The 20,009-nt window shown below is 65.3% G+C and carries 18 protein-coding genes; 13 read left to right on the forward strand and 5 right to left on the reverse strand.

The window, feature by feature from the left end; genetic code table 11:
* Positions 1–6: 6 nt before the first annotated feature.
* The 9 genes from ACFWUP_RS09665 (at position 7) to ACFWUP_RS09705 (ending at position 12,703) form a co-directional block, all read left to right on the forward strand.
* A complete protein-coding gene (locus ACFWUP_RS09665) occupies positions 7–1,914 on the forward strand; it encodes a dynamin family protein (protein ID WP_379232569.1) in 1,908 nt (635 codons plus the stop codon).
* A gap of 90 nt (positions 1,915–2,004) precedes the next feature.
* Positions 2,005–3,591, forward strand: a complete 1,587-nt coding sequence (locus ACFWUP_RS09670) for a dynamin family protein (protein ID WP_379232570.1) — start codon at positions 2,005–2,007, stop codon at positions 3,589–3,591.
* Positions 3,592–3,766: 175 nt separating this feature from the next.
* Complete coding sequence (locus ACFWUP_RS09675; protein WP_379232572.1) at positions 3,767–4,903, forward strand: IniB N-terminal domain-containing protein; 1,137 nt, start codon at positions 3,767–3,769, stop codon at positions 4,901–4,903.
* A 6-nt stretch (positions 4,904–4,909) separates the two neighbouring features.
* Entirely contained in the window at positions 4,910–6,631 is a 1,722-nt protein-coding gene (locus tag ACFWUP_RS09680; protein ID WP_379232574.1) for a dynamin family protein, read from the forward strand.
* Positions 6,632–6,895: 264 nt separating this feature from the next.
* Positions 6,896–8,761: a molecular chaperone DnaK gene (gene dnaK, locus ACFWUP_RS09685; protein WP_379232576.1), complete on the forward strand. Its 1,866-nt coding sequence runs from the start codon at positions 6,896–6,898 to the stop codon at positions 8,759–8,761.
* Entirely contained in the window at positions 8,758–9,309 is a 552-nt protein-coding gene (grpE, locus tag ACFWUP_RS09690) for a nucleotide exchange factor GrpE (protein WP_379232578.1), read from the forward strand. The genes dnaK and grpE overlap by 4 nt, the downstream gene beginning before the upstream one ends.
* A gap of 18 nt (positions 9,310–9,327) precedes the next feature.
* Positions 9,328–10,524 carry a molecular chaperone DnaJ gene (gene dnaJ / locus ACFWUP_RS09695; protein WP_379232580.1) on the forward strand — a complete coding sequence of 399 codons (1,197 nt, stop codon included), beginning with the start codon at positions 9,328–9,330 and terminating at the stop codon, positions 10,522–10,524.
* A complete protein-coding gene (locus tag ACFWUP_RS09700; RefSeq protein ID WP_379232582.1) occupies positions 10,524–10,919 on the forward strand; it encodes a heat shock protein transcriptional repressor HspR in 396 nt (131 codons plus the stop codon). The genes dnaJ and ACFWUP_RS09700 overlap by 1 nt, the downstream gene beginning before the upstream one ends.
* A 614-nt stretch (positions 10,920–11,533) precedes the next feature.
* Positions 11,534–12,703, forward strand: a complete 1,170-nt coding sequence (locus ACFWUP_RS09705; protein WP_379232584.1) for an FAD-binding oxidoreductase — start codon at positions 11,534–11,536, stop codon at positions 12,701–12,703.
* 236 nt (positions 12,704–12,939) lie between these two features.
* Here ACFWUP_RS09705 and ACFWUP_RS09710 read toward each other — a convergent pair whose 3' ends face one another.
* From ACFWUP_RS09710 to ACFWUP_RS09725, 4 genes are all read right to left on the reverse strand, one after another.
* Positions 12,940–13,461 (reverse strand): hypothetical protein, encoded by a 522-nt coding sequence (locus ACFWUP_RS09710; protein WP_379232586.1) that lies wholly within the window; start codon positions 13,459–13,461, stop codon positions 12,940–12,942.
* Positions 13,458–14,264: a hypothetical protein gene (locus ACFWUP_RS09715; protein ID WP_379232588.1), complete on the reverse strand. Its 807-nt coding sequence runs from the start codon at positions 14,262–14,264 to the stop codon at positions 13,458–13,460. Before ACFWUP_RS09715 ends, ACFWUP_RS09710 begins: the two co-directional genes overlap by 4 nt.
* A 278-nt stretch (positions 14,265–14,542) precedes the next feature.
* Complete coding sequence (locus ACFWUP_RS09720; RefSeq protein WP_379232590.1) at positions 14,543–15,301, reverse strand: FAD-binding oxidoreductase; 759 nt, start codon at positions 15,299–15,301, stop codon at positions 14,543–14,545.
* 19 nt (positions 15,302–15,320) lie between these two features.
* Positions 15,321–16,478, reverse strand: coding sequence for an FAD-binding oxidoreductase (locus ACFWUP_RS09725; RefSeq protein ID WP_379232592.1), 1,158 nt, complete (start codon positions 16,476–16,478; stop codon positions 15,321–15,323).
* Positions 16,479–16,712: 234 nt separating this feature from the next.
* Between ACFWUP_RS09725 and ACFWUP_RS09730 the strand changes: the two genes are divergently transcribed.
* A complete protein-coding gene (locus tag ACFWUP_RS09730; protein ID WP_379232594.1) occupies positions 16,713–17,291 on the forward strand; it encodes a DapH/DapD/GlmU-related protein in 579 nt (192 codons plus the stop codon).
* 17 nt (positions 17,292–17,308) lie between these two features.
* On the opposite strand, the gene ACFWUP_RS09735 is transcribed toward ACFWUP_RS09730, so the two are convergent.
* A complete protein-coding gene (locus ACFWUP_RS09735; RefSeq protein WP_379232596.1) occupies positions 17,309–17,674 on the reverse strand; it encodes a hypothetical protein in 366 nt (121 codons plus the stop codon).
* 88 nt (positions 17,675–17,762) lie between these two features.
* Between ACFWUP_RS09735 and ACFWUP_RS09740 the strand changes: the two genes are divergently transcribed.
* From ACFWUP_RS09740 to ACFWUP_RS09750, 3 genes are read left to right on the forward strand one after another with little or no spacing between them, the layout of a single operon-like run.
* Positions 17,763–18,290 carry a DUF3558 domain-containing protein gene (locus ACFWUP_RS09740; RefSeq protein WP_379232598.1) on the forward strand — a complete coding sequence of 176 codons (528 nt, stop codon included), beginning with the start codon at positions 17,763–17,765 and terminating at the stop codon, positions 18,288–18,290.
* 14 nt (positions 18,291–18,304) lie between these two features.
* A complete protein-coding gene (locus ACFWUP_RS09745) occupies positions 18,305–18,682 on the forward strand; it encodes a hypothetical protein (RefSeq protein WP_379232600.1) in 378 nt (125 codons plus the stop codon).
* Positions 18,682–20,007, forward strand: a complete 1,326-nt coding sequence (locus ACFWUP_RS09750; RefSeq protein WP_379232602.1) for a hypothetical protein — start codon at positions 18,682–18,684, stop codon at positions 20,005–20,007. The genes ACFWUP_RS09745 and ACFWUP_RS09750 overlap by 1 nt, the downstream gene beginning before the upstream one ends.
* Positions 20,008–20,009: the final 2 nt, after the last annotated feature.

The following is a 20,009-nucleotide window of genomic DNA, read 5'->3' on the forward strand; positions in this document are numbered from 1 at the left end:
GAAACGATGACATCTCCAGCGAAGACGACACCGTCGGCAGCGGGCACCCCGCTGCTGACGGTGCTCGGTGACACGATCGAGGCGGCGCGCGCCGCCGACCGTGACGACCTGGTCGTCCGGTTGGAGGCGGTCGCGCAGCGTGTCAACGATCCGCGCAGGCGAATCGTGGTGACCGGTCAACTCGAACAGGGCAAGAGCCGTTTCGTGAATGCCCTGCTCGGCCTTGATGTCTGCCGGGTCGGCGACGACCTCACGACAACGATCCCGCTGCAGCTCGAATACGGCGCCGTCCCGCACGCCGAGCTGGTTCTCACCGCGGCGGGGGCGAACGAGATGCGGGTGGAGGTGCCGTTCGAGGAGATCGGCACCATCGATGCCCGCAGCCCGTACGCGCAGGGCCGCCAGATCGCCCGGATCGAGGCGGCGGTCCCGAATCAGCTGCTCAGCGAGGGCATCGTGCTGCTGGACACGCCCGGTGTGGGTGGTCATGCCAGTGCCTATTCGGCCGCGGTGCTCGGCATGGTGCCCGCTGCCGACGCGGTGCTGGTGCTCTCCGACGCCTCGACCGAGCTGACCGAGCCGGAGCTGTCGTTTCTGCGTCAGGTGCGTGAGTTGTGCACGACGGTCGCGGTCCTGATCACGAAGATCGACATGTACCCGCATTGGCGTCAGGTCGCCGAGGCCGACCGCGCACATATTGCTCGCGCCGGCCTCGATGTGCCGATGATCCCGGTCTCGTCGTTGCTGCGCGCCCATGCCCTGCGCCTGAACAATCCCCAACTGGGCCGTGAATCCGGTTTCGGTGCCCTGTTCGGTTTCCTGAAGGAACAGGTCGTGGCCCGTGACCAGGTGTCGGCTCGCGAGGCGGTCGCCCGCGAACTGCACTCGGCCGCCGAACACCTCGCGTTGGTGCTCGGCAGCGAACTGGTGGCCCTGAGCGATCCGCAACGCTCCGACGCGGCGATCAGGGAACTCACCGCCGCCCGCACCGCCGCCGAGGACCTGCGCCGCAACTCGGGCTACTGGCAGCAGACACTGTCGGACGGCATCACCGATCTGATGAGCGATATCGACCATGACCTGCGCGAACGTCTGCGCGCCGTCGCCCATACCGCCGAGGACTGGATCGACGAGCACGATCCGAGCAGGCACTGGCAGGCCATCGCCGAGTGGCTCACCGGCACGGTCGACACCGCCCTCGGCGACAACCTCCTGTGGACGCACACCAGAGCCGAAACCCTGGCCGAACGGGTAGCCGAGCACTTCGGCAAGGCCAGCGCCGTCGACCTTCCCGACGTCGACAACGCGATGGACTCCGAAGGCAAGGGCGCCGCGGCGGGCACGCTCGGTGGGTTGGAGCCCGATATCAGCATGACCAGCAAGGTCCTGGTCGGTCTTCGCGGTTCCTACGGCGGTGTCCTGATGGTCGGGCTCGCCTCCACCCTGGCCGGTCTGGCCCTGCTGAATCCGCTCTCGATCGGCGCGGGCGTGCTCGTGGGCGGCAAGGCCTACAAGGACGACAAGCAGCAGCGTCTGGCGCGTAAACGCATCGAGGCGAAGGCCGCGGTGCGCCGCTTCGTCGACGACGTCGCCTTCCAGGCGGGCAAGGAGACCAAGGACCGCATGCACCGCATCCACCGGGCTCTGCGCGACCACTACACCGGTGTCGCCGACCGCACCCTGCGCTCGATCGATGCCTCGCTGCGCGCGGCCCAGGATGCCGCCAACAGCGCGGTGGCCGACCGTTCCGATCGCCGCGGCGAGCTCGAACACCAGTTGGTCCGTGTCGCGGAATTGCGTCGCTACGCCGACGGAATGCTCGAACTCGGCGGTCCGGGCCGGCAGCGTTCGTATGCCCCGCCCTCGGCGGGTGTGCGTCCGGTCTCGGTCGACGACGCGCACAAGGTCAAGTGAGCTGCGGACTCCTCGCCGGATCCGCCCGAAGGTGTGTTTAAGTGAATAGATGAAGTCGGCCGCGTGGACTCGGGCAACAGCCGAGAACTTATGAGGCATCACGCGGACACCCCTGTCTCGGGAAGCGGTGCCCACGCCGCTCGCCCGAACGAGGCGGCGCGGACCGCATCGGGCCCGGCGACCGACAGCCTGAGCGAGGCGCAGCAGCTGGTGGCCGCGGCCGCCCGCGCGCTCGGCCACGATCCACTGGCCCGCAGCCTGCTGTCCGACTGCGCCGACCGATTACGCCAACCCCTGCGCGTTGCGCTGGCGGGCTCGATCAAGGCAGGCAAGTCGACCCTGCTCAACGCCCTGGTCGGCCAGAGCATCGCCCCCACCGATGCCACCGAATGCACCCGCGTCGTCACCTGGTACCGCACCGGCGCCACCCCGATGGTCACCGCGTACGCCGCGACCGGCGCGTCGGCGAACGTGGTGGTCCGTCGCGGCGCGGGTTCCCACGGACTCACTTTCGAAATGAACAGCCTGCGCTGGAACCCCGCGGGCGACCACACCGTGGACCACCTCGAAGTCCGCTGGCCCACCGCCGAACTCTCGCGTACCACCATTATCGACACCCCCGGTACCTCTTCCCTTTCGCGTGATGTTTCCGAGCGCACGATGCGCTTGCTGACTCCCGCCGACGTGGATGCCGATGCGGTGACGATCCCCGGTGCGGACGCCGTCGTTTACCTCCTTCGTCGTCTCGATGCCACCGACGTGCACTTCCTCGAACAGCTCGGCGCGGGCGGTCAGGCCGGTCACCTCGGCGTGGTCGGGGTCGTCTCCCGTGCCGACGAGATCAGCGCGGGCCGCATCGACGCCCTCGAATCCGCCCGCGATGTCGCTTCCCGGTTCGCCACCGAACTCGAACGAACCGGCCTGTGCCAGGCTGTGATCCCCGTTGCCGGCCTGCTCGCTTTCGCCGCGGCCACCCTCACCCAGCCCGAATTCGCCGCGTTCGCCGCGCTGGCCGCCCTGCCTCCCGAAACCCTCGAGCTGGCGATGCTCTCGGCCGACCGTTTCTCCCGTCCCGACATCGATCTGCCGGTCTCCCCGCTGACGCGCGCCCAACTCCTCGACCGTTTCGGCATGTTCGGCGTGCGCATGGCCACCGAACTCGTCCGCACCGGCGTCCGCGACGCTGCCACCCTGTCCGCCGAACTGACCGCCCGCAGCGGCATCGACGACCTGCGCACTGTTCTCGACGTCCAATTCGGCCAGCGCGCGGACCAACTCAAGGCCCACTCCGCCCTCACCACCCTCGACCGGGTCATCACCGCCCACCCCGGCACCGCGGCCGACCAACTCCTTCCGCGGATCCGCACCCTCCTCGCCGACGTTCACGGCTTCGCCGAACTGCGCCTGCTCGGCCGTCTGCGCACCGACGATCTCCCGCTCCCACCCGACGATCGCGCCGAACTCTTCCGCCTGATCGGCGGTGCGGGCGTCGCCCCCCATGTGCGCCTCGGTCTCCCGGCGGACTCCGACCCCGAAACCCTGCGCACCCACGCGATCGCCGCGGCCCACAAGTGGCACACCCGATCCCGCCACCCCCTCATCGACAAGGCCACCGTGACCGCCTGCCTGACCGCGGTGCGCAGCGCCGAGGGAGCACTCACCCAGTTACCGGGCTGACAGCTCCCGTTACCCTTTCGATCCTCACTCGATCTTGTTCGGACATGTGCGTAACGAATGTGTCCCGATTCCGGAATAGCTTTCCAAAGACTCGCATCTCCAAGCGTGAAAACTCACCCACCGACAGACGAGCACGGATCCGGCGCACACCCGCGATCCGAAGGAGCCGAGCCCCATGACCCCCTCGACGATCCTCGACTTCATCCTCAATCTGCTGCGCGATCCCCAAGCTGCAGCAAACTATTGCGCTAACCCCGTCCAGGCTCTCTGCACCGCCGAACTGTCGGCAACTCCCGCCGAAATCAGTGCCGCCGCACCCACCATCGCGGCCACCCTGCGCCCCGACCCCAACAGCCCCCTGCACGCGATCGTGGCTGCGGGCACAGCGTCCACCGCTGCCGCGTCGACGGCCGTAACCGCCGCCGCCGCAACAACCTCCGACGCAGGCCTCGACACTTCTCTCGGCCTCACCACCGACATCGCCACCGATCTCGGTGCCGCGGTGACCACTGCCACCGGCCTCACGACCTACCTCAGCAGCGCGTCGAACATGAGTATGAACGTGGGCACTGACATGTTCGCGACAGTGAACTCGGCGACCGAGATTTCCGGTGCGTTCGCCGCCCAGATCGGTGGTGTCGCAACGACGTCCCTCCCCGATGTCGACCTCGGCGCCCAGATCGCCACCGGCCTCACCGCGGGCACCGGCGCCGCCCTCGGCACAGCTCTCGAAACGGTGCCGACCACCGGCCTCGAAACGTCACTGAACTCCGCATTCGCCACCACCGACTTCGCGACGTCGGTTGTCGGAGCAGCCGAAACATCCACCGCGCTCACTGTCGAATCCGCGCTGGCTAGCGCGACCAGTCTCGGCGGCACCGTGCAGTCATCGCTGACCTCGACCGCCGACACGGGCGTTTCCCTCGTAACCACCGCCGATCTCGGTACGGCCGCCGATCTCGGTGCCGCTGCGGGGGTCTCAACAGCCGCGGCAACATCGGCTGCCACCCCCACCGCCTCGGCAACCGCGAACGGCGCAGTCGAAGCCGCCGCACAGGTCAGCAGCGGCCTGGAAACAAGCCTCGGCACCGCCACCGCACCGCTCGATGTCGCCGTCGATGCCGCAACAACCGCCGACGTCACAATCTCATCCACCGCGAGCGCCGACGTCACCGCCGACACCTGGTCCACCGTCGACGTGGACAGCGTCTTCGGCCCCGCCCTGCACGACTCCCCACTGACGAGCAACGCCGGCCTGTTCGCCGAATCCCCCGCACAAACCTTCGAAACCCCCGACGAACTCTTCCACTAAAAGTCCATGGACCCCCTCCTGTCCCTGCTCGCCGACACCATCACCGCCGCCCGCGCGTCAGCCCGCGACGACCTGGTGGCGCGCCTCGAATCGGCAGCCACCCGCCTGCGCGACCCACGCAGACGAATAGTCGTCGCGGGCCATCCCGCCCAGGGCAAGAGCCGTTTCGTCAACGCGCTGCTGAACCAGGAAATCTGCCCCGTCGGCGACGAGAAGACCACCACGATCCCGCTACAGCTCGCCTACGCCCCGCAGCCCCGAGCCGAATTGGTCATGGATACAGCGGGTTCCGGTGAAGCTCGCGTCGAGTTCCCGATCGCCGACCTACCGTCGGTCGATGCCCGCTCCGCCACGGGCCACACGATCACCCGCATCGACCTGTACCTCCCGAGCGACCTACTCGCCGACGGCATAGTCATCATCGACACCCCCGGCATCGGTGCCAGAGCGGGTTCGCTCGCCGTCCTGGAAATGCTCTCCACCGCCGACGGCGTCCTGATGATCACCGACGCCTCGACAGAACTCACCGCCCCGGAACTGTCCTTCCTCCGCCAGGCGCACGAATTCTGCCCGGCAACAGCGGTTTTGATGACAAAGACCGACCTGTACCCCCACTGGCGACAGGTCGTCGAAGCCAACCGCGACCACCTACGAACAGCCCACCTCGACCTGCCCCTACTCCCGGTCTCCGCCCTGCTGCGCACCCACGCCCTGCGCCTACAGGACGCGCAACTGGGCGCCGAATCCGGTTACGGCGACCTCTATCAGTTCCTCCGCGCGGTAGCCGCCAGCGACGAAACCGCCTCGAGAAGGTCCGTAGGACGCGAAATCGCGGCTGCCGCAGAACATCTCACCCTCACACTGGCCAGTGAACTGACCGCCCTACGAGACCCCACCGCAACCATCACCCAACTGGAAGCGGCGAAAACCAAAGCCCAACAACTACAAAGAAGAACCGCCGCCTGGCAGCAAACCCTCACCGACGGCATCACCGACCTGGCAAGCGACGTAGACCACGACCTCCGCGAACGCCTGCGCACCATCAGCCGCACCGGCGAGGACTGGATCGACGACCACGACCCCGGCCGCCACTGGCAGGCCATCACCGAATGGCTCACCGGCACAGTGGACACCGCCCTCGGCGACAACCTCCTCTGGTCGCGCGCCAGAGCCGAAACCCTCGCCGAACGCGTCGCCGAGCACTTCCACGAACTCGGCGCGGTGGAGCTCCCCACCGGCTTCGTCCAGCTCGAAAACACCCACCAGTCAGGCACTCTGGCCGACCTCGAACCGGATATCGGCATCCTCTCGAAGGTCCTGGTGGGTATGCGAGGCTCCTACGGCGGCGTCCTGATGGTCGGCCTCGCAACAACATTCGCGGGCTTGGCCATGCTGAACCCGATCTCGATCGGCGCGGGCGTGCTGGTCGGCGGCAAGGCCTACCGTGACGACAAACAGTCCCGCCTTGCCCGCCGCCGAGCCGAGGCGAAAACCGCCGTCCGCCGCTTCATCGACGACATCGCCTTCCACGCAGCCAAGGACACCAAGGACCGCACCCACCACATCCACCGCTACCTTCGCGACCACTACGCGGCCGTCGCCGAACGCAGCCTCCGTTCGATCAGTGATTCCCTCGCAGCCGCCCAGGACGCCGCGAACACCCACGCCGCCGACCGCGCCGCTCGGGTCGCGATCCTGGAACGTCGACTGACCGCGATAGCCCGCTGAACCCGGGACGTGAGGATGGTCTCCACACCGTCACGATCGCGCATCAGGGGCTGACGTTGAGCGCACTCGTGGCAAGAATGGCCGGGGGTCGGAAAATATTTTCGTGGCGGCGGGAATGAATCGTCGCAGTTACAGGTTGTGCCGATCAACAACATGAGTGACCCAGACTCAACTTCAGGTTGACTCGCGGCGGGCTCGTAGGCAAGATTGAGCCCACCACGCTCAGCGTTGCTGAAACCGAACGTCAAACAGGAGGAAACCACTATGGCTCGTGCGGTCGGAATCGACCTCGGGACCACGAACTCCGTCGTCGCCGTGCTCGAAGGCGGCGAGCCGGTCGTCGTCGCGAACTCGGAAGGCTCGCGCACCACGCCCTCGATCGTCGCCTTCGCGAAGAACGGCGAGGTTCTCGTCGGTCAGCCCGCGAAGAACCAGGCGGTCACCAACGTCGACCGCACCATCCGCTCGGTCAAGCGCCACATCGGCACCGACTGGAATGTCGAGATCGACGACAAGAAGTACACGCCGCAGGAGATCTCCGCGCGCACGCTGATGAAGCTGAAGCGCGATGCCGAGGCCTACCTGGGCGAGGAGATCACCGACGCCGTGATCACCGTCCCGGCCTACTTCGAAGACGCGCAGCGTCAGGCCACCAAGGAAGCCGGCCAGATCGCCGGTCTGAACGTGCTGCGCATCGTCAACGAGCCCACCGCGGCCGCGCTGGCGTACGGCCTGGACAAGGGCGACAAAGAGCAGACCATTCTGGTCTTCGACCTTGGTGGCGGCACCTTCGACGTCTCGCTGCTGGAAATCGGCGAGGGCGTCGTCGAGGTCCGCGCGACCTCCGGTGACAACCACCTCGGTGGCGACGACTGGGACGAGCGCATCGTGTCCTGGCTGGTCGACAAGTTCAAGGCGTCCTCTGGCATCGACCTGACCAAGGACAAGATGGCCATGCAGCGTCTGCGCGAGGCCGCCGAGAAGGCGAAGATCGAACTGTCCTCGAGCCAGTCGACCTCGATCAACCTGCCCTACATCACCGTCGACGCGGACAAGAACCCGCTGTTCCTCGACGAGCAGCTCACCCGCTCGGAGTTCCAGAAGATCACCTCCGATCTGCTGGATCGCACCCGCGCGCCGTTCCAGTCCGTGATCAAGGACTCGGGCCTGAACGTGGCCGATATCGACCACGTCGTGCTTGTCGGTGGCTCCACCCGTATGCCCGCCGTCTCGGACCTGGTCAAGGAACTGACCGGCGGCCGTGAGCCCAACAAGGGCGTGAACCCGGACGAGGTCGTCGCCGTCGGCGCCGCGCTGCAGGCCGGTGTCCTCAAGGGCGAGGTCAAGGACGTGCTGCTCCTCGACGTCACCCCGCTGAGCCTCGGTATCGAGACCAAGGGTGGCGTGATGACCAAGCTCATCGAGCGCAACACCACCATCCCCACCAAGCGCTCGGAAACCTTCACCACCGCTGACGACAACCAGCCTTCGGTGCAGATCCAGGTGTTCCAGGGTGAGCGCGAGATCGCCTCGCACAACAAGCTGCTGGGCTCCTTCGAGCTCACCGGCCTGCCGCCCGCCCCGCGCGGCGTGCCGCAGATCGAGGTCACCTTCGACATCGACGCCAACGGCATCGTGCACGTCACCGCGAAGGACAAGGGCACCGGCAAGGAAAACAAGATCAAGATCCAGGACGGCTCCGGTCTGTCCAAGGAAGAGATCGACCGCATGGTCGCCGACGCCGAGGCGCACGCCGCCGACGACAAGGCGCGTCGCGAAGAGGCCGAGACCCGCAACCAGGCCGAGTCACTGGTGCACCAGACCGAGAAGTTCATCAACGAGCAGAAGCTGAGCGAGGGCGGCGCGCAGGTGTCGGCCGATCAGCTGGCGAAGGTGGAGACCGCGGTCGCCGAGGCGAAGGCTGCCCTTGACGGCACCGATATCGCAGCGGTGAAGTCGGCCGTGGAGAAGCTGGCCACCGAGTCGCAGGCGCTGGGCCAGGCGATCTACGAGGCCACCGCCGCCGCCGACGCGCAGTCGGGCAACGGCGCGGGCCCGAGCCAGGCCGATGACGATCAGGTCGTCGACGCGGAGGTCGTGGACGAGCCGGTCGACACGGACAAGAAGTGACCGAGGCGAACTCCTCGGAGCAGGAGTTGGTCGAGGACATCCTGGAAGACACCGACGCCGAGACCGTCGAAGAAGCGGTCGAGGCCGAGGTCGTCGAACCGGAACACGACGAGCTGGCCGAGCGCACGGCCGACCTGCAGCGGTTGACCGCGGAATACGCGAACTACCGCCGCCGCGTCGAGCGTGACCGCCAGGCCAACATCGATGCCGCCAAGGCGTCGGTGGTCACCGAATTGCTCGCGGTGCTGGACGATCTGGATCGGGCGAGGGCGCACGGCGACCTCGAGTCCGGCCCGTTGAAGTCCGTCGCCGACAAGCTCGAGACCGCGCTCACCAAGCAGGGTCTCGTCGAGTTCGGTGCCACCGGTGACCCGTTCGACCCCACGTTGCACGAGGCCGTGCAGCACGAGGGTTCGGGCGCCGACCCGGTGATCGGCATCGTCATGCGCAAGGGCTATCGATTCGGCGATCGGGTGCTTCGGCACGCGCTCGTCGGGGTAACTGACGCGGAGGCATCGGACGCAGATGCCGCCGACAACGAGCAGTAGGAAAGGAGGAGATGCCCGGTGAGCCAACGGGAGTGGATCGAAAAGGACTTCTACAAGGAGCTGGGTGTCTCCTCCGGCGCCTCGCAGGACGAGATCAAGAAGGCCTACCGCAAGCTCGCCCGCGACCTGCATCCGGATTCCAACCCGGGTGACACCAAGGCCGAGGAGCGGTTCAAGGCCGTGAGCGAAGCCAATGCGGTGCTGTCGGATCCGGCCAAGCGCAAGGAGTACGACGAGACGCGCCGCATGTTCGCGGGCGGCGGCGGTGGCGGACGGGCCTACGGCGGCGGCGGGTTCAATCCCGGTGCGGGCGGCGGCTTTTCGCAGGACTTCAACATCGGCGACATCTTCGGTCAGGCCGGTGGTACCGGTGCCGCTGGCGACGGCGGGCTCGGCGATCTGCTGGGCGGGCTGTTCAACCGTGGTGGCGGCGGTGGCCGGGCGGCGGCTCGTCCGCGTCGGGGTTCGGATGTGGAGACCGAGACCACGCTGGGTTTCCGCGAGGCGGCCCAGGGTGTCACCGTTCCGCTGCGGATGACAAGTCCGTCCCCGTGCACCACCTGCCACGGCAGTGGTGCCAAGCCGGGCACCAGCCCGCGCGTGTGTCCGCACTGCAACGGTGCGGGCGTGGTGAGCCGTAATCAGGGCGCGTTCGGTTTCAGCGAGCCCTGCGACGACTGCCGCGGCACCGGGTCGATCATCGACGACCCGTGTACCGATTGCGCTGGCAGTGGCATCCAGAACCGCACCCGCACCATCACGGTCCGGATCCCTCCGGGCGTGAGTGACGGTCAGAAGATCCGGCTGGCCGGTCAGGGCGAGGCGGGCCTGCGCGGTGCGCCTTCGGGCGATCTGTATGTCACCGTGCACGTCAGCCAGGACAAGGTCTTCGGCCGTCAGGGCGACGACCTCACCCTGGTGCTGCCGGTGAGCTACAGCGAATTGGTGCTGGGGACAACGGTTTCGGTGCCCACGCTGGACGGCCGAGTCGGTGTGAAGGTGCCCCCTGGCACCGCCGACGGGCGTATCCTGCGGGTCCGGGGTCGTGGCGTGCCCAAGCGTGGGGCGGCGGGCGGCGCCGGTGATCTGCTGGTCACGGTGAAGGTCGCGGTGCCCCAATCGCTGGACTCCGATGCCACCGATGCGCTCAAGCGTTATCAGGAGGCGGAGAAGACCAGTGGTTTCGAACCGCGGGCAGGATGGGCGGGTGCTTGATGTCCGATGATTCTGTTTCGGGTGCAACCTCGCGTGCCGAGTTCTTCATGATCTCGGTGGCGGCTCAGCTGGCGGGGATGCACGCGCAAACGCTGCGTACCTACGACCGGCTGGGTTTGGTCACCCCGCAACGGACCTCGGGTGGCGGCCGCCGTTATTCGGCCCGCGACGTCGAGGTGCTGCGCGAGGTGCAGCGCCTGTCGCAGGACGAGGGTGTCAATCTCGCCGGCATCAAGCGCATCATCGAGCTCACCAATCAGGTCGAGGCGCTGCAACAGCGCGTCGAGGAGATGAGCGCGGAGTTGGAGCGGTTGCGGGCGGGCTACCGGCCCGATCTGTCGCCGCCGGCACGCAGTACCGCGCTCGTGGTGTGGCAGCCACGGCATCGGCGCTGAGCGTTTTCGTTCGACGGGCCTCCGGTTCGATATCCGCTGCGGTGGATTTCGGGCCGGAGGTTCGTTCGTCTCCGGTCAACCGCCGGCGATCGGCTGGTGACTCTCCAGCAACCCACTTATTCGTGATCTCGCTGATCGGAAGTAGCGTGGCGACGCGCTGAGGTGCGGATTTATCACCGTGGACGTCCAAAAGTTTGCTGGCTGGTCGCTGAATTCGGGCCAGTGGGAAGGCATTCCGACGGTGCATACCAGCCATTCCAGTGTGCACACCCCGCGTGTCATGGCCCGGCGCGCCAGATCGCGACCCACGGCCGCTGTAGCGGAAAGGTCGCCCTACCAGGCACGTTGGTGCCCAATTGCCTGATATGCCGGGTACTTTGAGGAATCGTGAGCAAGTGTTCACCCCCAATTAACGGGCTATGGGTATGTTTTCATGGGAAACTACTGGATACCGCCTGGTATTTCGAGAATTACATGCGTGATGTTTAAGAGTACGATTCCGAACCTGGCAAACCTCGCCTAGACTTCTCGCATCGGCTGCTGACGAGTGTCCTCCCAGCCCGTCACTCGCCGGCGCGGCTAGCGTTCGATGGCGAAACGAGGTTGTGACACATATGGATTCGCGGACTGTCGCTTTGATCCGTACTACGTTCAAGGCGGTTGCTGCGGAAGACGGTGGCACCGAGAAGCTGTCGAGGTCGTTCTACTCGATCCTCTTCACGGACTACCCAGGTGTCCGCGACTACTTCCCGGCTGCCATGGATTCCCAGCGCGACCGGCTCGTTCAGGCGATCTCCTACACCCTCGACCGCCTCGAGGAGCCCGACAAACTGTTGCCGTTCCTGGCCCAGCTGGGACGCGATCATCGCAAGTACGGCGTGCAACCGGCGCACTATGTGGCCGTGGCCAATTCGCTGAAGAAGGCCATCAGCGTGTTCGCGGGCAACGAGATGTGGACCGACGAGGTCGCCAACGCCTGGGACGAGGGGCTGGCCACCATCAGCGGCGCGATGATCGCCGCCGCCGACAAGGAGACCACGCCCTCGGCCTGGACCGCCACGGTCGTCGAACATCGTGAGGTGTTGCGCAACCTGTCGATCGTGCGCGTGCAGCTCGATCAGCCGATGCAGTACGCCGCGGGCCAGTACCTCAGCGTGGAGATCCCGTCGCGGCCACGCATGTGGCGTTATCTCTCGCCCGCGAACCCGTCCAATATCAACGGAGAGATCGAGTTCCACGTGCGCGGCGTGCTCGGCGGCTGGGTGAGCCCCGCGATGGTCGCGCACACCGCCGTCGGCGATCAGTGGCGTCTCGGTTCACCGCTGGGCGGCCTCGGCGTGCCCCGCAACACCAAACGCAAAATGTTGATGGTCGGCTGCGGCACCGGCATCGCCCCCCTGCGCGCCCAGATCATGGCGATGGCCCAACGCCGCGTGAACCCGAAGGTCCACCTCTTCGTCGGCGGCCACCACCCCTGCGACCTCTACGACCTCCAGGTCCTGAGCCAACTCGCCGTCGCCAACAAATGGCTCACCGTCACCCCCGTCACCGAGAGCGACGAAAACCCCTGGTGGTACTACGATTCCGGCGAACCCCACCCCGACCTCCCCGGCCTCGAACCCCGCATGACCGGCCAAATCGGCAAGGTAGTAGCCAGCTACGGCCCCTGGTCAGACCGCGACGTCCAAATCGTCGGCTCCCCCTCGATGGTCCAAACCACCAAGTTCCGCCTGATGGCAGCAGGCACCCAGGCCCAATCGATCCGCCACGACCCTCTGTTCTGACTCGTCATTCCCGCAGGCACCCAAGCCCAATCAATCCGCCACGACCCCTTGTTCTGACTCGTCATTCCCGCAGTCGACCGAGCCCGGGCAACCCGACGCGATCCTGCGCACGCGACGGGAAACACGGTGTCGGCGTTCCGGTTTCGAGAATCAGCCGACCAAAAGAGCTTCGACTCCTGGAAGCTCACCGAACTCGGCGACTCGAAGGGGTTCTGTCACCTGACGGATAGACTGCGCTATTTCAGTGTGGGCGTCGGGTCACGCGGATCCGGAGAGCAGAGCGTGAGGAATTTCTTTCCATTCAGCGCCGCAACCTCAGCGAGGTTCAGCCAGCCGATATCTTGGAACCAGTAGGTATCATTCGGGTGTGCGGTAGATTCCCGCACAACTGTCGGAATATCAGTAGATTCTCCCATTAGAGTTAGCTCGTTCTTAGTTTTCCAGTCGAACCCTTGTGGGAGCGGTGTAATGATTCGCCAGCCCGGATTATGTCCGAGGGTCAGATATTCGATGTCGGCTCCCTCTGGTAGTTCGGAGGCTAGCACCAAGTAGGTAGCATTGTTTCGATCGAAGAGAAATGACAAGCGATCCTGCTTAGGGCATTGTGGTCCTGTCCAGATGTGCAATATTCCGTCCGTCATGCGCGCACCGAATGCTCTCGGCAATCCCGGACTCGTATCTTGATCTAAATCGGTGAGGAGTTGGCAGGAAGTCAGCATCGCTGTTGCGATCAAAGCCGCAGCTACGCGGCGGATCACTTGTATCCTCCGTCTCGCAAGCCGGCATCCTCCTCCAAGCCGTCCATATTGGTTCCTGCAGCCCAGAGCATGCCGAGAAAGCCCTTTTGTGCCCATTGCTGAGAATGCCGTTCCTCGTGATGAAGGAGTGGATCCAGATCTCTGCCAGTATTGAAGGTCGTGATCCCTTTTTCGCCCCACTTATTGCCGCTTTCGACAACCTGCTGGAGCTTGTCCGCTGGGTCGAGCGGATAATCGATATTCAGCATGAATATGTCGCCGTAAGTGGTTCCACCCAGCTGGCTGTAGACGCTTTGCAACATGTTGCCACCCAAACCCATCAGCATTCCGTTGGGAGTGGCGACGAGGCTTCCGCCATTATTATTAACAAAGCTCACGTCCTGACTGTAGGTCCAAGAATTCTTGTCTTGGCGGTCAATAATGCGCTGAATCTCGCTACTGGAATATGGGGTTTCGAGGAAATCGTTTGGCTGATAGGAGCTACTTGCTGCCGCATCATAGTCGGTGCCCCCGTTCAAAATATAGGACATGACTACGGCGCGTTTCGCATCATCTCCGCTGATGTCATACGGCAGTTGGAAGTAGGTTTTACCATCCGGGTCGGTGATCGGCTCGAGTCGATCGAGAATTGCGAAGTCGTCCGGAGTGATGTCGTATGCGGCGTCATGCGCCCTGCCCATCCAATACGACTGGCTGTCTGTGAACACCCTCTTCGCTCGATCCGGTGGGTCGAGGTAGAGCTGATTCTCGGTCTCGATCCGGGCGGCGAGGTCGTAGAGTCGACTGGTCTTCCAGTTGATCACCTGTGCCCGGGTAATCGTCACGCGCCAGCCAATCGCTGTACGTCGAACTGGTGCATAGCTTGGGCGAAGTCCTCGTCGGTTGTTTGGACGTTCGACGCGGTCGTGGTCACTGCCTTTGCGATGGCCTCGAGCCGTTTGGTCACTCGCCAGTAGGCGCCTTCGATGAACTCGCCGAGCTGCTTGCCTGCCGCCGCTACTTCGCAGCCTGGCGACCCATAGTGGGTACAAGTCGAGTGAGCACGTCAACCGGATGAGCATCGCGCGGAGAAGCGGGCCCCTCAGGCTCCTTCGGAAATGATGTTGGCCGGGGGAGTGCCGGATTCGATCAGCCGGTCGACGGTGGTGTGAACCATTGCGGGCGAACCACACACCAGCACTTGATGTTTGGTGAACGGCCCATGTGCCGCAGCCACCTCGGCGAGCGTCCCGTGCAGCATTTCCTCGAGCCCGAAACCGATGTCCGAACGAGTCTGCTCGTACCATTCATCCCGCACCGCAGGATCATCCGGACTCTCCACAACGGGAATCACCGAAAGCCAAGGTAATTCGCCCGCCAGCAGGAAAAGCATGTCGTTGGCGTAGAGATCACGCGGCGAGCGCCCACCGACGAACAGGTAGGTGCGCGGGGGAGTCTCACGCCGAGCCAGGTCCAGAATCTGCGCACGCATCGGCGCCAGCCCCGTACCCCCGGCGATCATCACCAGCTCCACCGCATCGGGATCAACCGCGAAAACCCCATGGGGAGCATTGATTCGCCACTGATCACCCGGTTTGGTGTCGGCGACGATAGAACTCGAACACCACCCGCCCGGCACCGTCCGCACGTGGAACTCGAGCTTGCCGTCCAGCGAGGGCGGCAGCGCGGGCGACAACCGCCGCCGCACCCCGGGATGCTGCGGCACCTCCACCTCCACCGAGCCCCCCGCCTCGAACGGCACGAAGTCCCCGATCAGCCGGATCACGGCCAGATCATTGCGCAACCGATGGTGTCCGACGACGGTCGCGGTCCATGCGGGATCAGGAAACTGGTTGCTCATCAGCCTCTTTCGCGAAGGGTCAGACAGGATCGGCAGCGATGATCTCACTGGGTGTACCGGCTCGCAGCAGCGCGTTACGCGTGTTGGCGATCATCGACGGCGATCCCGCGATCTGGATCTGCCGGTCCGACCACGCCCCGAAGCTGGTCACCACCGCACCCAGATTACCGACCAGCCGACGCGGCATCCCCATCGGCGCCTGTCCCGAATCCTGCGGATACCACCAGGGATTGGAGGCTTCCTCGCACACCGGCACCACGGTCAACCACGGGTTGGACTGCGAGAGCTGCCACATGTTGTCCACGTCGTAGAGGTCGCCCGGGTAGCGCCCGCCGGTGAAGAAATGCACCCGCGGATTGATCCCGCGCTGACTCATCTCGATCAGCTGCGCCCGCAACGGCGCGATCCCCGTGCCGGACCCGATCATCAGCACATCGCGTCCCGACTCGCGGTCGACATGCAACCCACCGAGCGGCCCGGCGATCTTCCACCGATCCCCGACCTTGGTGTCGTTGACGATCGCCGGACTCACCCAGCCGCCACTGATCCGCCGCACATGGAATTCGATCTCGCCATAGGGGTTGGCGGGGATGGCGGGGGAGAAGTAGCGCCACATGTTCGGCCGCTGCGGCACCGCGACCGGCACATACTGCCCGGCCTTGAACGGAATGGGCCCGTCGGCTTGTAGTCGCACGATCGCCAGGTCGTCGAGCACCCGCCGATGCCCCACCACGGTCGCGTCCCAGTACGGCTGCGAGGTGTCCTCGTTGGCCCCGATCGCCATCGACGCCGAGATCAGCAGCGTGATGTCGCGCCAACCCTCGTCGAGTTCCCTGGTCCAGCGGTTGCCGTGATAGGTGCGAAGCGCAGCGAGCAGCGCCCGTCCGGCCATGTCGTAGTGGTCGGCTTCGACCCCGTATTTGCGGTGGTCGCGGGCGAGTTGCTCGAGGAAGCGTTGCGCGCGCTCGAAGTCCTCGAGATGGTCGAGCACGAACTGCACCGCGGTCGTGATCCGCTTGGCCTGCATCTCCATGGCAGGCGGAAACAGCTCACGTAACCGCGGGTCCTGTGCGAACAGGTGACCGTAGAACGCGCTGATCAGCCGCTCGGAACCACCGGGTGTCTCGGCCACCCCGCGGAAATCGGCGCGGACCAGCGCAAGCGAACGCGCATCCACGTCGTCAAGCTCCATTTCCTGTCATTGCTGCAAAGTGGCCCCGCCCTGCGACGCAGCCATCACCAGTATCCCCCGAAACCACCATCTCGGTGCAGGGATGCTCGTCACGCCGTACCCAACCGCACGGATCGTAAACGCCCAACCCCCGATCAGCACGATCTCCCCACCATCGATACGAGTCGGTGATCTTGTTGCTCCGGATAACCAGTGCCATGGGTGCGTGAGAATCGTGGGATGGCGAGCGACAACATCATGGTGATTCACGATCCAGAACTTCTGGCGCAGGGTGAGCGCGTGCTCGGTCCCGAGTTCAAGGCGATGCACGAGCGGGTCATGGTGGTCACCGCGCTGACCTCGCGCCTCAACGTGCTGCCCTTCGACGACGAAACGGGCAAGGCCGCCCTACTCGAACAGATCCTCGGTCGCCCCCTCCCTCCGAGGCTCACCATCTACCCGCCCTTCTATACCGACAACGGCCTGAACATCGACCTGGCCGACCGCGTGTTCATCAACCAGGGCTGCACGCTGCTCGACTACGCCGGTATCCAACTCGGCAACGGCGTGATGATCGGCCCGAAGGCCACCCTCATCACGGGCGGGCACCCCGTGGACCCGGAGGAACGCCGCAAATTCCTCACCGGCGCACCGATTGTCGTCGAAGACAACGTGTGGATCGGCGCGGGCGCGATGATCCTGCCCGGCGTCCGCATCGGCCGCGACGCGGTGATCGCCGCTGGCGCGATCGTCGCCGACGACGTCCCGGCGAACAGCCTGGTCACCGGCTCGAAGGCGACTGTGCGGCGGAGTTGGTAGCGCCGTTCGGCCCCGAGTCAGCCGACCACCTTCTGCACCGCCGCCTGCCGAGCCTGTTCACCGACCTCCCCGATCTCGAACCCCTTGCCGACGATGTGCTGAACCAGCGCGGGCTCCGGCGGCAGCCCGTACTTGCGCAGGTAGTACGGCACAGCGCCCGGCCACACGAACACGCCGTCGGTGTGGAAGTTCAACGGCACGTCGCGCTGGCCGGGGTCGAACTCGTCGGCGTCGAAGCTGCGGGCGCTCAAAACCACCGGTGCGTGCTCGAGATAAGCCAGCACCCGATCCTGGATATCGGAGTCCACCGCCGACCGGTTCACCACCGGTTTGCCCTCGGAATTACGTCCGTCGAACGGCGCGGAAAGTCGAAGTTCGCTCATGCTCCGACAACCTACGCGGCCCCGGCTCGACCCGTTCACCCGTGCTAATGTCCCTGGTCAAGGCAGTGCTCGGCCGGAAGGGGTGGGGATGAAACGCGCAGGTACGGCGTTGGTGGTCGCCGGTTTGGCGGTTGTCGGACTGGTGGGGTGTGACTCGGGGGAGTCGCGGTCGTCGGGTCCGACGACGACGGCCAAGCCGGTTCTGTGGAACCCGTGTACGGAGATTCCCGATGCGGCGTTGACGGAGGCGGGGGTTGATCCGGCGACGGAGGAAGCCGGTATCGGCGGGAACCCGATGTCGGGTTGGGAAATCTGCGCGTGGGATTCACCCGACTTCGCGCTGACGGTGTACACGACGAACAAGACCGTGAACGAGTTCGAGCAGAAGCCGGGCAATGTCGACTTCCGGGACGTGACCATCGCCGGCCGTACCGGGCGCGAGTTCAAGGTCACGGGTGCGTCGAAGGATCTCGGTTGTGACGTGGTCTTCCCCGCCGGTCAGGGCATCGTTCAGTTGCAGATACTCAACTCGCCCTTGAAGAAGACCGGTCTGGACGACCCCTGCGAGTACCTCGAGCGCGTGGGCGAAGTACTGGTACCGATATTCCCGAACTGAACCGGGGAGGGTTCATGAGTGAAAGCACCGCTTACAGCACATTGCTCGCACAGGCGAGGGCCGGCGAGATCTATCTCAACGACGAGGCCGCGGCATTTCACATGTTCAAGGCATGTGACGACCGCCTGGCGGACCTTCGAGAGATCTTCGGCATTACGCGCCGCGTGCAGAACGTCAGCGGCTTCGGCGACTTCCAGATCGGCAAGGATCTCGAGAAGAAGTTCGTCATGCAGGCGACTGGCGATCCGAACTCGATCGACACCGTCGTGATGAAAGATATCGAGGCCGTTGAGCAGCTGCGCGAGGTCTTCGCGATCTCCTTCAAGCGCATCGCGGGCAAGGATATCGAAAACGCCAACGCACTCGACTACGCATCAGCGCAGGTGAGCTGATGGTCAATCCAACCTCTCACCTGCAGGGCGTCGACTTCATCGATACTTGGCGTCGCAACATCGGCGATCTGGTTTTCGGCAACGGTGAAGGGGACGTCCCCGACGCCGCTGACGTCCAGGACACGTTCAACGACCAGCGCAGCGCTGTTCGCAAAGCTGCTCGAGACCTCGGGTTCGACGGTGAATACCGCCCGAAGGTCGTGAACAACACCGATGAGTTCGATACGCCCAGCCTCGCTCAACTTCGTGCCAAGGTCGATGCCATCAACCTGACCACAGTCGTCGATCTGGTCACTGCGTGGAAAGAGATCTCCACCCGCAACTCCACCTCCCTCGACACGTTCCGAAAGCAGATCGCCCGCGGTATGGCACCGGACGTCTGGACCGGCACCGCCGCAACCGCCGCCGCGCAAACCGTTGCGGGATATGACATTACGGGCAAGAAGGTAACCACCGCGGCCGCGTTGACCAGCAGCAAACTGGACGAACTCCGCACCGGTCTGGAGCCGACAAAGAATCTTGTGCCGTACCCGCCGGAACACCGCAGTGGCGGCGCGAACCTCCGCAGCTGGCTGACTGGTCGCGGCTGGCGCGATGACGATGTCGCACAACAGAATGCGAAGGCCGAAGCGGTACGCGTCCTGCGGACCGTCTATGCCCCAGTGGTCCATGAATCCGACACCGACGTCCCGCTCATCCCCATCCCGAAAGCCATCGAAAACGACGGCGGAAGCCCCGAAATACCCGGCGGTGGAACACAACCCGGTAATCAGGGTGGAATCACCCAACCCACCACCCAGCAGCAGGCGACCACCCCCACCACAACTCCTGCTTCGGCGACGCCGACAACCGACCCCGACGACCCCGACACTTCGACCGAAGATTCGACCACGCCCGAATCGACCACCCCTCAGTCGACCGAACCCGGTTCGACAACTCCCGCGTCGACGACCCCCAGCTCGACCCTCCCCGGTTCGGGTTCCCCCGCCGGATTGCCAAGTGGCGCAGGCTCACCCGGCGGCGGATCGCCGGGCGCAGGTTCCCCGGGCGCGGGTTCGCCCGGCGCGGGCACCCCGGGCGGTGCGGTCCCCGGCAGTCCGGCTGCGGGCTCCACCGCAGGTCGCGGAGCGGGCGTAGGGGCCGGCGCGGCGGGTCGCTCGGGTACGCCCGGCATGATGGGCCCCGGCGCGGGCAAGGGCGGCGGCAAAGACGACGAATCCACCAAGGGAATTCCCGATTACCTCATCACCCAGGAACACGGCGACGAACTCACCGGCCTGGGTAACCTGCCCAGAACGGTCCCGCCCGTTATCGGCGCAGATTAGGC

Source organism: Nocardia sp. NPDC058658 (assembly GCF_042716665.1).
Taxonomy (GTDB): Bacteria; Actinomycetota; Actinomycetes; order Mycobacteriales; family Mycobacteriaceae; genus Nocardia.

Bases quoted from the DNA above. Each gene is read 5' to 3' on its own strand.
- ACFWUP_RS09665 (WP_379232569.1), top strand. From the start codon at position 7: ATGACATCTCCAGCGAAGACGACACCGTCGGCAGCGGGCACCCCGCTG.
- ACFWUP_RS09670 (WP_379232570.1), top strand. From the start codon at position 2,005: ATGAGGCATCACGCGGACACCCCTGTCTCGGGAAGCGGTGCCCACGCC.
- ACFWUP_RS09675 (WP_379232572.1), top strand. From the start codon at position 3,767: ATGACCCCCTCGACGATCCTCGACTTCATCCTCAATCTGCTGCGCGAT.
- ACFWUP_RS09680 (WP_379232574.1), top strand. From the start codon at position 4,910: ATGGACCCCCTCCTGTCCCTGCTCGCCGACACCATCACCGCCGCCCGC.
- dnaK (WP_379232576.1), top strand. From the start codon at position 6,896: ATGGCTCGTGCGGTCGGAATCGACCTCGGGACCACGAACTCCGTCGTC.
- ACFWUP_RS09700 (WP_379232582.1), top strand. From the start codon at position 10,524: ATGTCCGATGATTCTGTTTCGGGTGCAACCTCGCGTGCCGAGTTCTTC.
- ACFWUP_RS09705 (WP_379232584.1), top strand. From the start codon at position 11,534: ATGGATTCGCGGACTGTCGCTTTGATCCGTACTACGTTCAAGGCGGTT.
- ACFWUP_RS09720 (WP_379232590.1), bottom strand. From the start codon at position 15,301: ATGAGCAACCAGTTTCCTGATCCCGCATGGACCGCGACCGTCGTCGGA.
- ACFWUP_RS09730 (WP_379232594.1), top strand. From the start codon at position 16,713: ATGGCGAGCGACAACATCATGGTGATTCACGATCCAGAACTTCTGGCG.
- ACFWUP_RS09735 (WP_379232596.1), bottom strand. From the start codon at position 17,674: ATGAGCGAACTTCGACTTTCCGCGCCGTTCGACGGACGTAATTCCGAG.
- ACFWUP_RS09740 (WP_379232598.1), top strand. From the start codon at position 17,763: ATGAAACGCGCAGGTACGGCGTTGGTGGTCGCCGGTTTGGCGGTTGTC.
- ACFWUP_RS09745 (WP_379232600.1), top strand. From the start codon at position 18,305: ATGAGTGAAAGCACCGCTTACAGCACATTGCTCGCACAGGCGAGGGCC.
- ACFWUP_RS09750 (WP_379232602.1), top strand. From the start codon at position 18,682: ATGGTCAATCCAACCTCTCACCTGCAGGGCGTCGACTTCATCGATACT.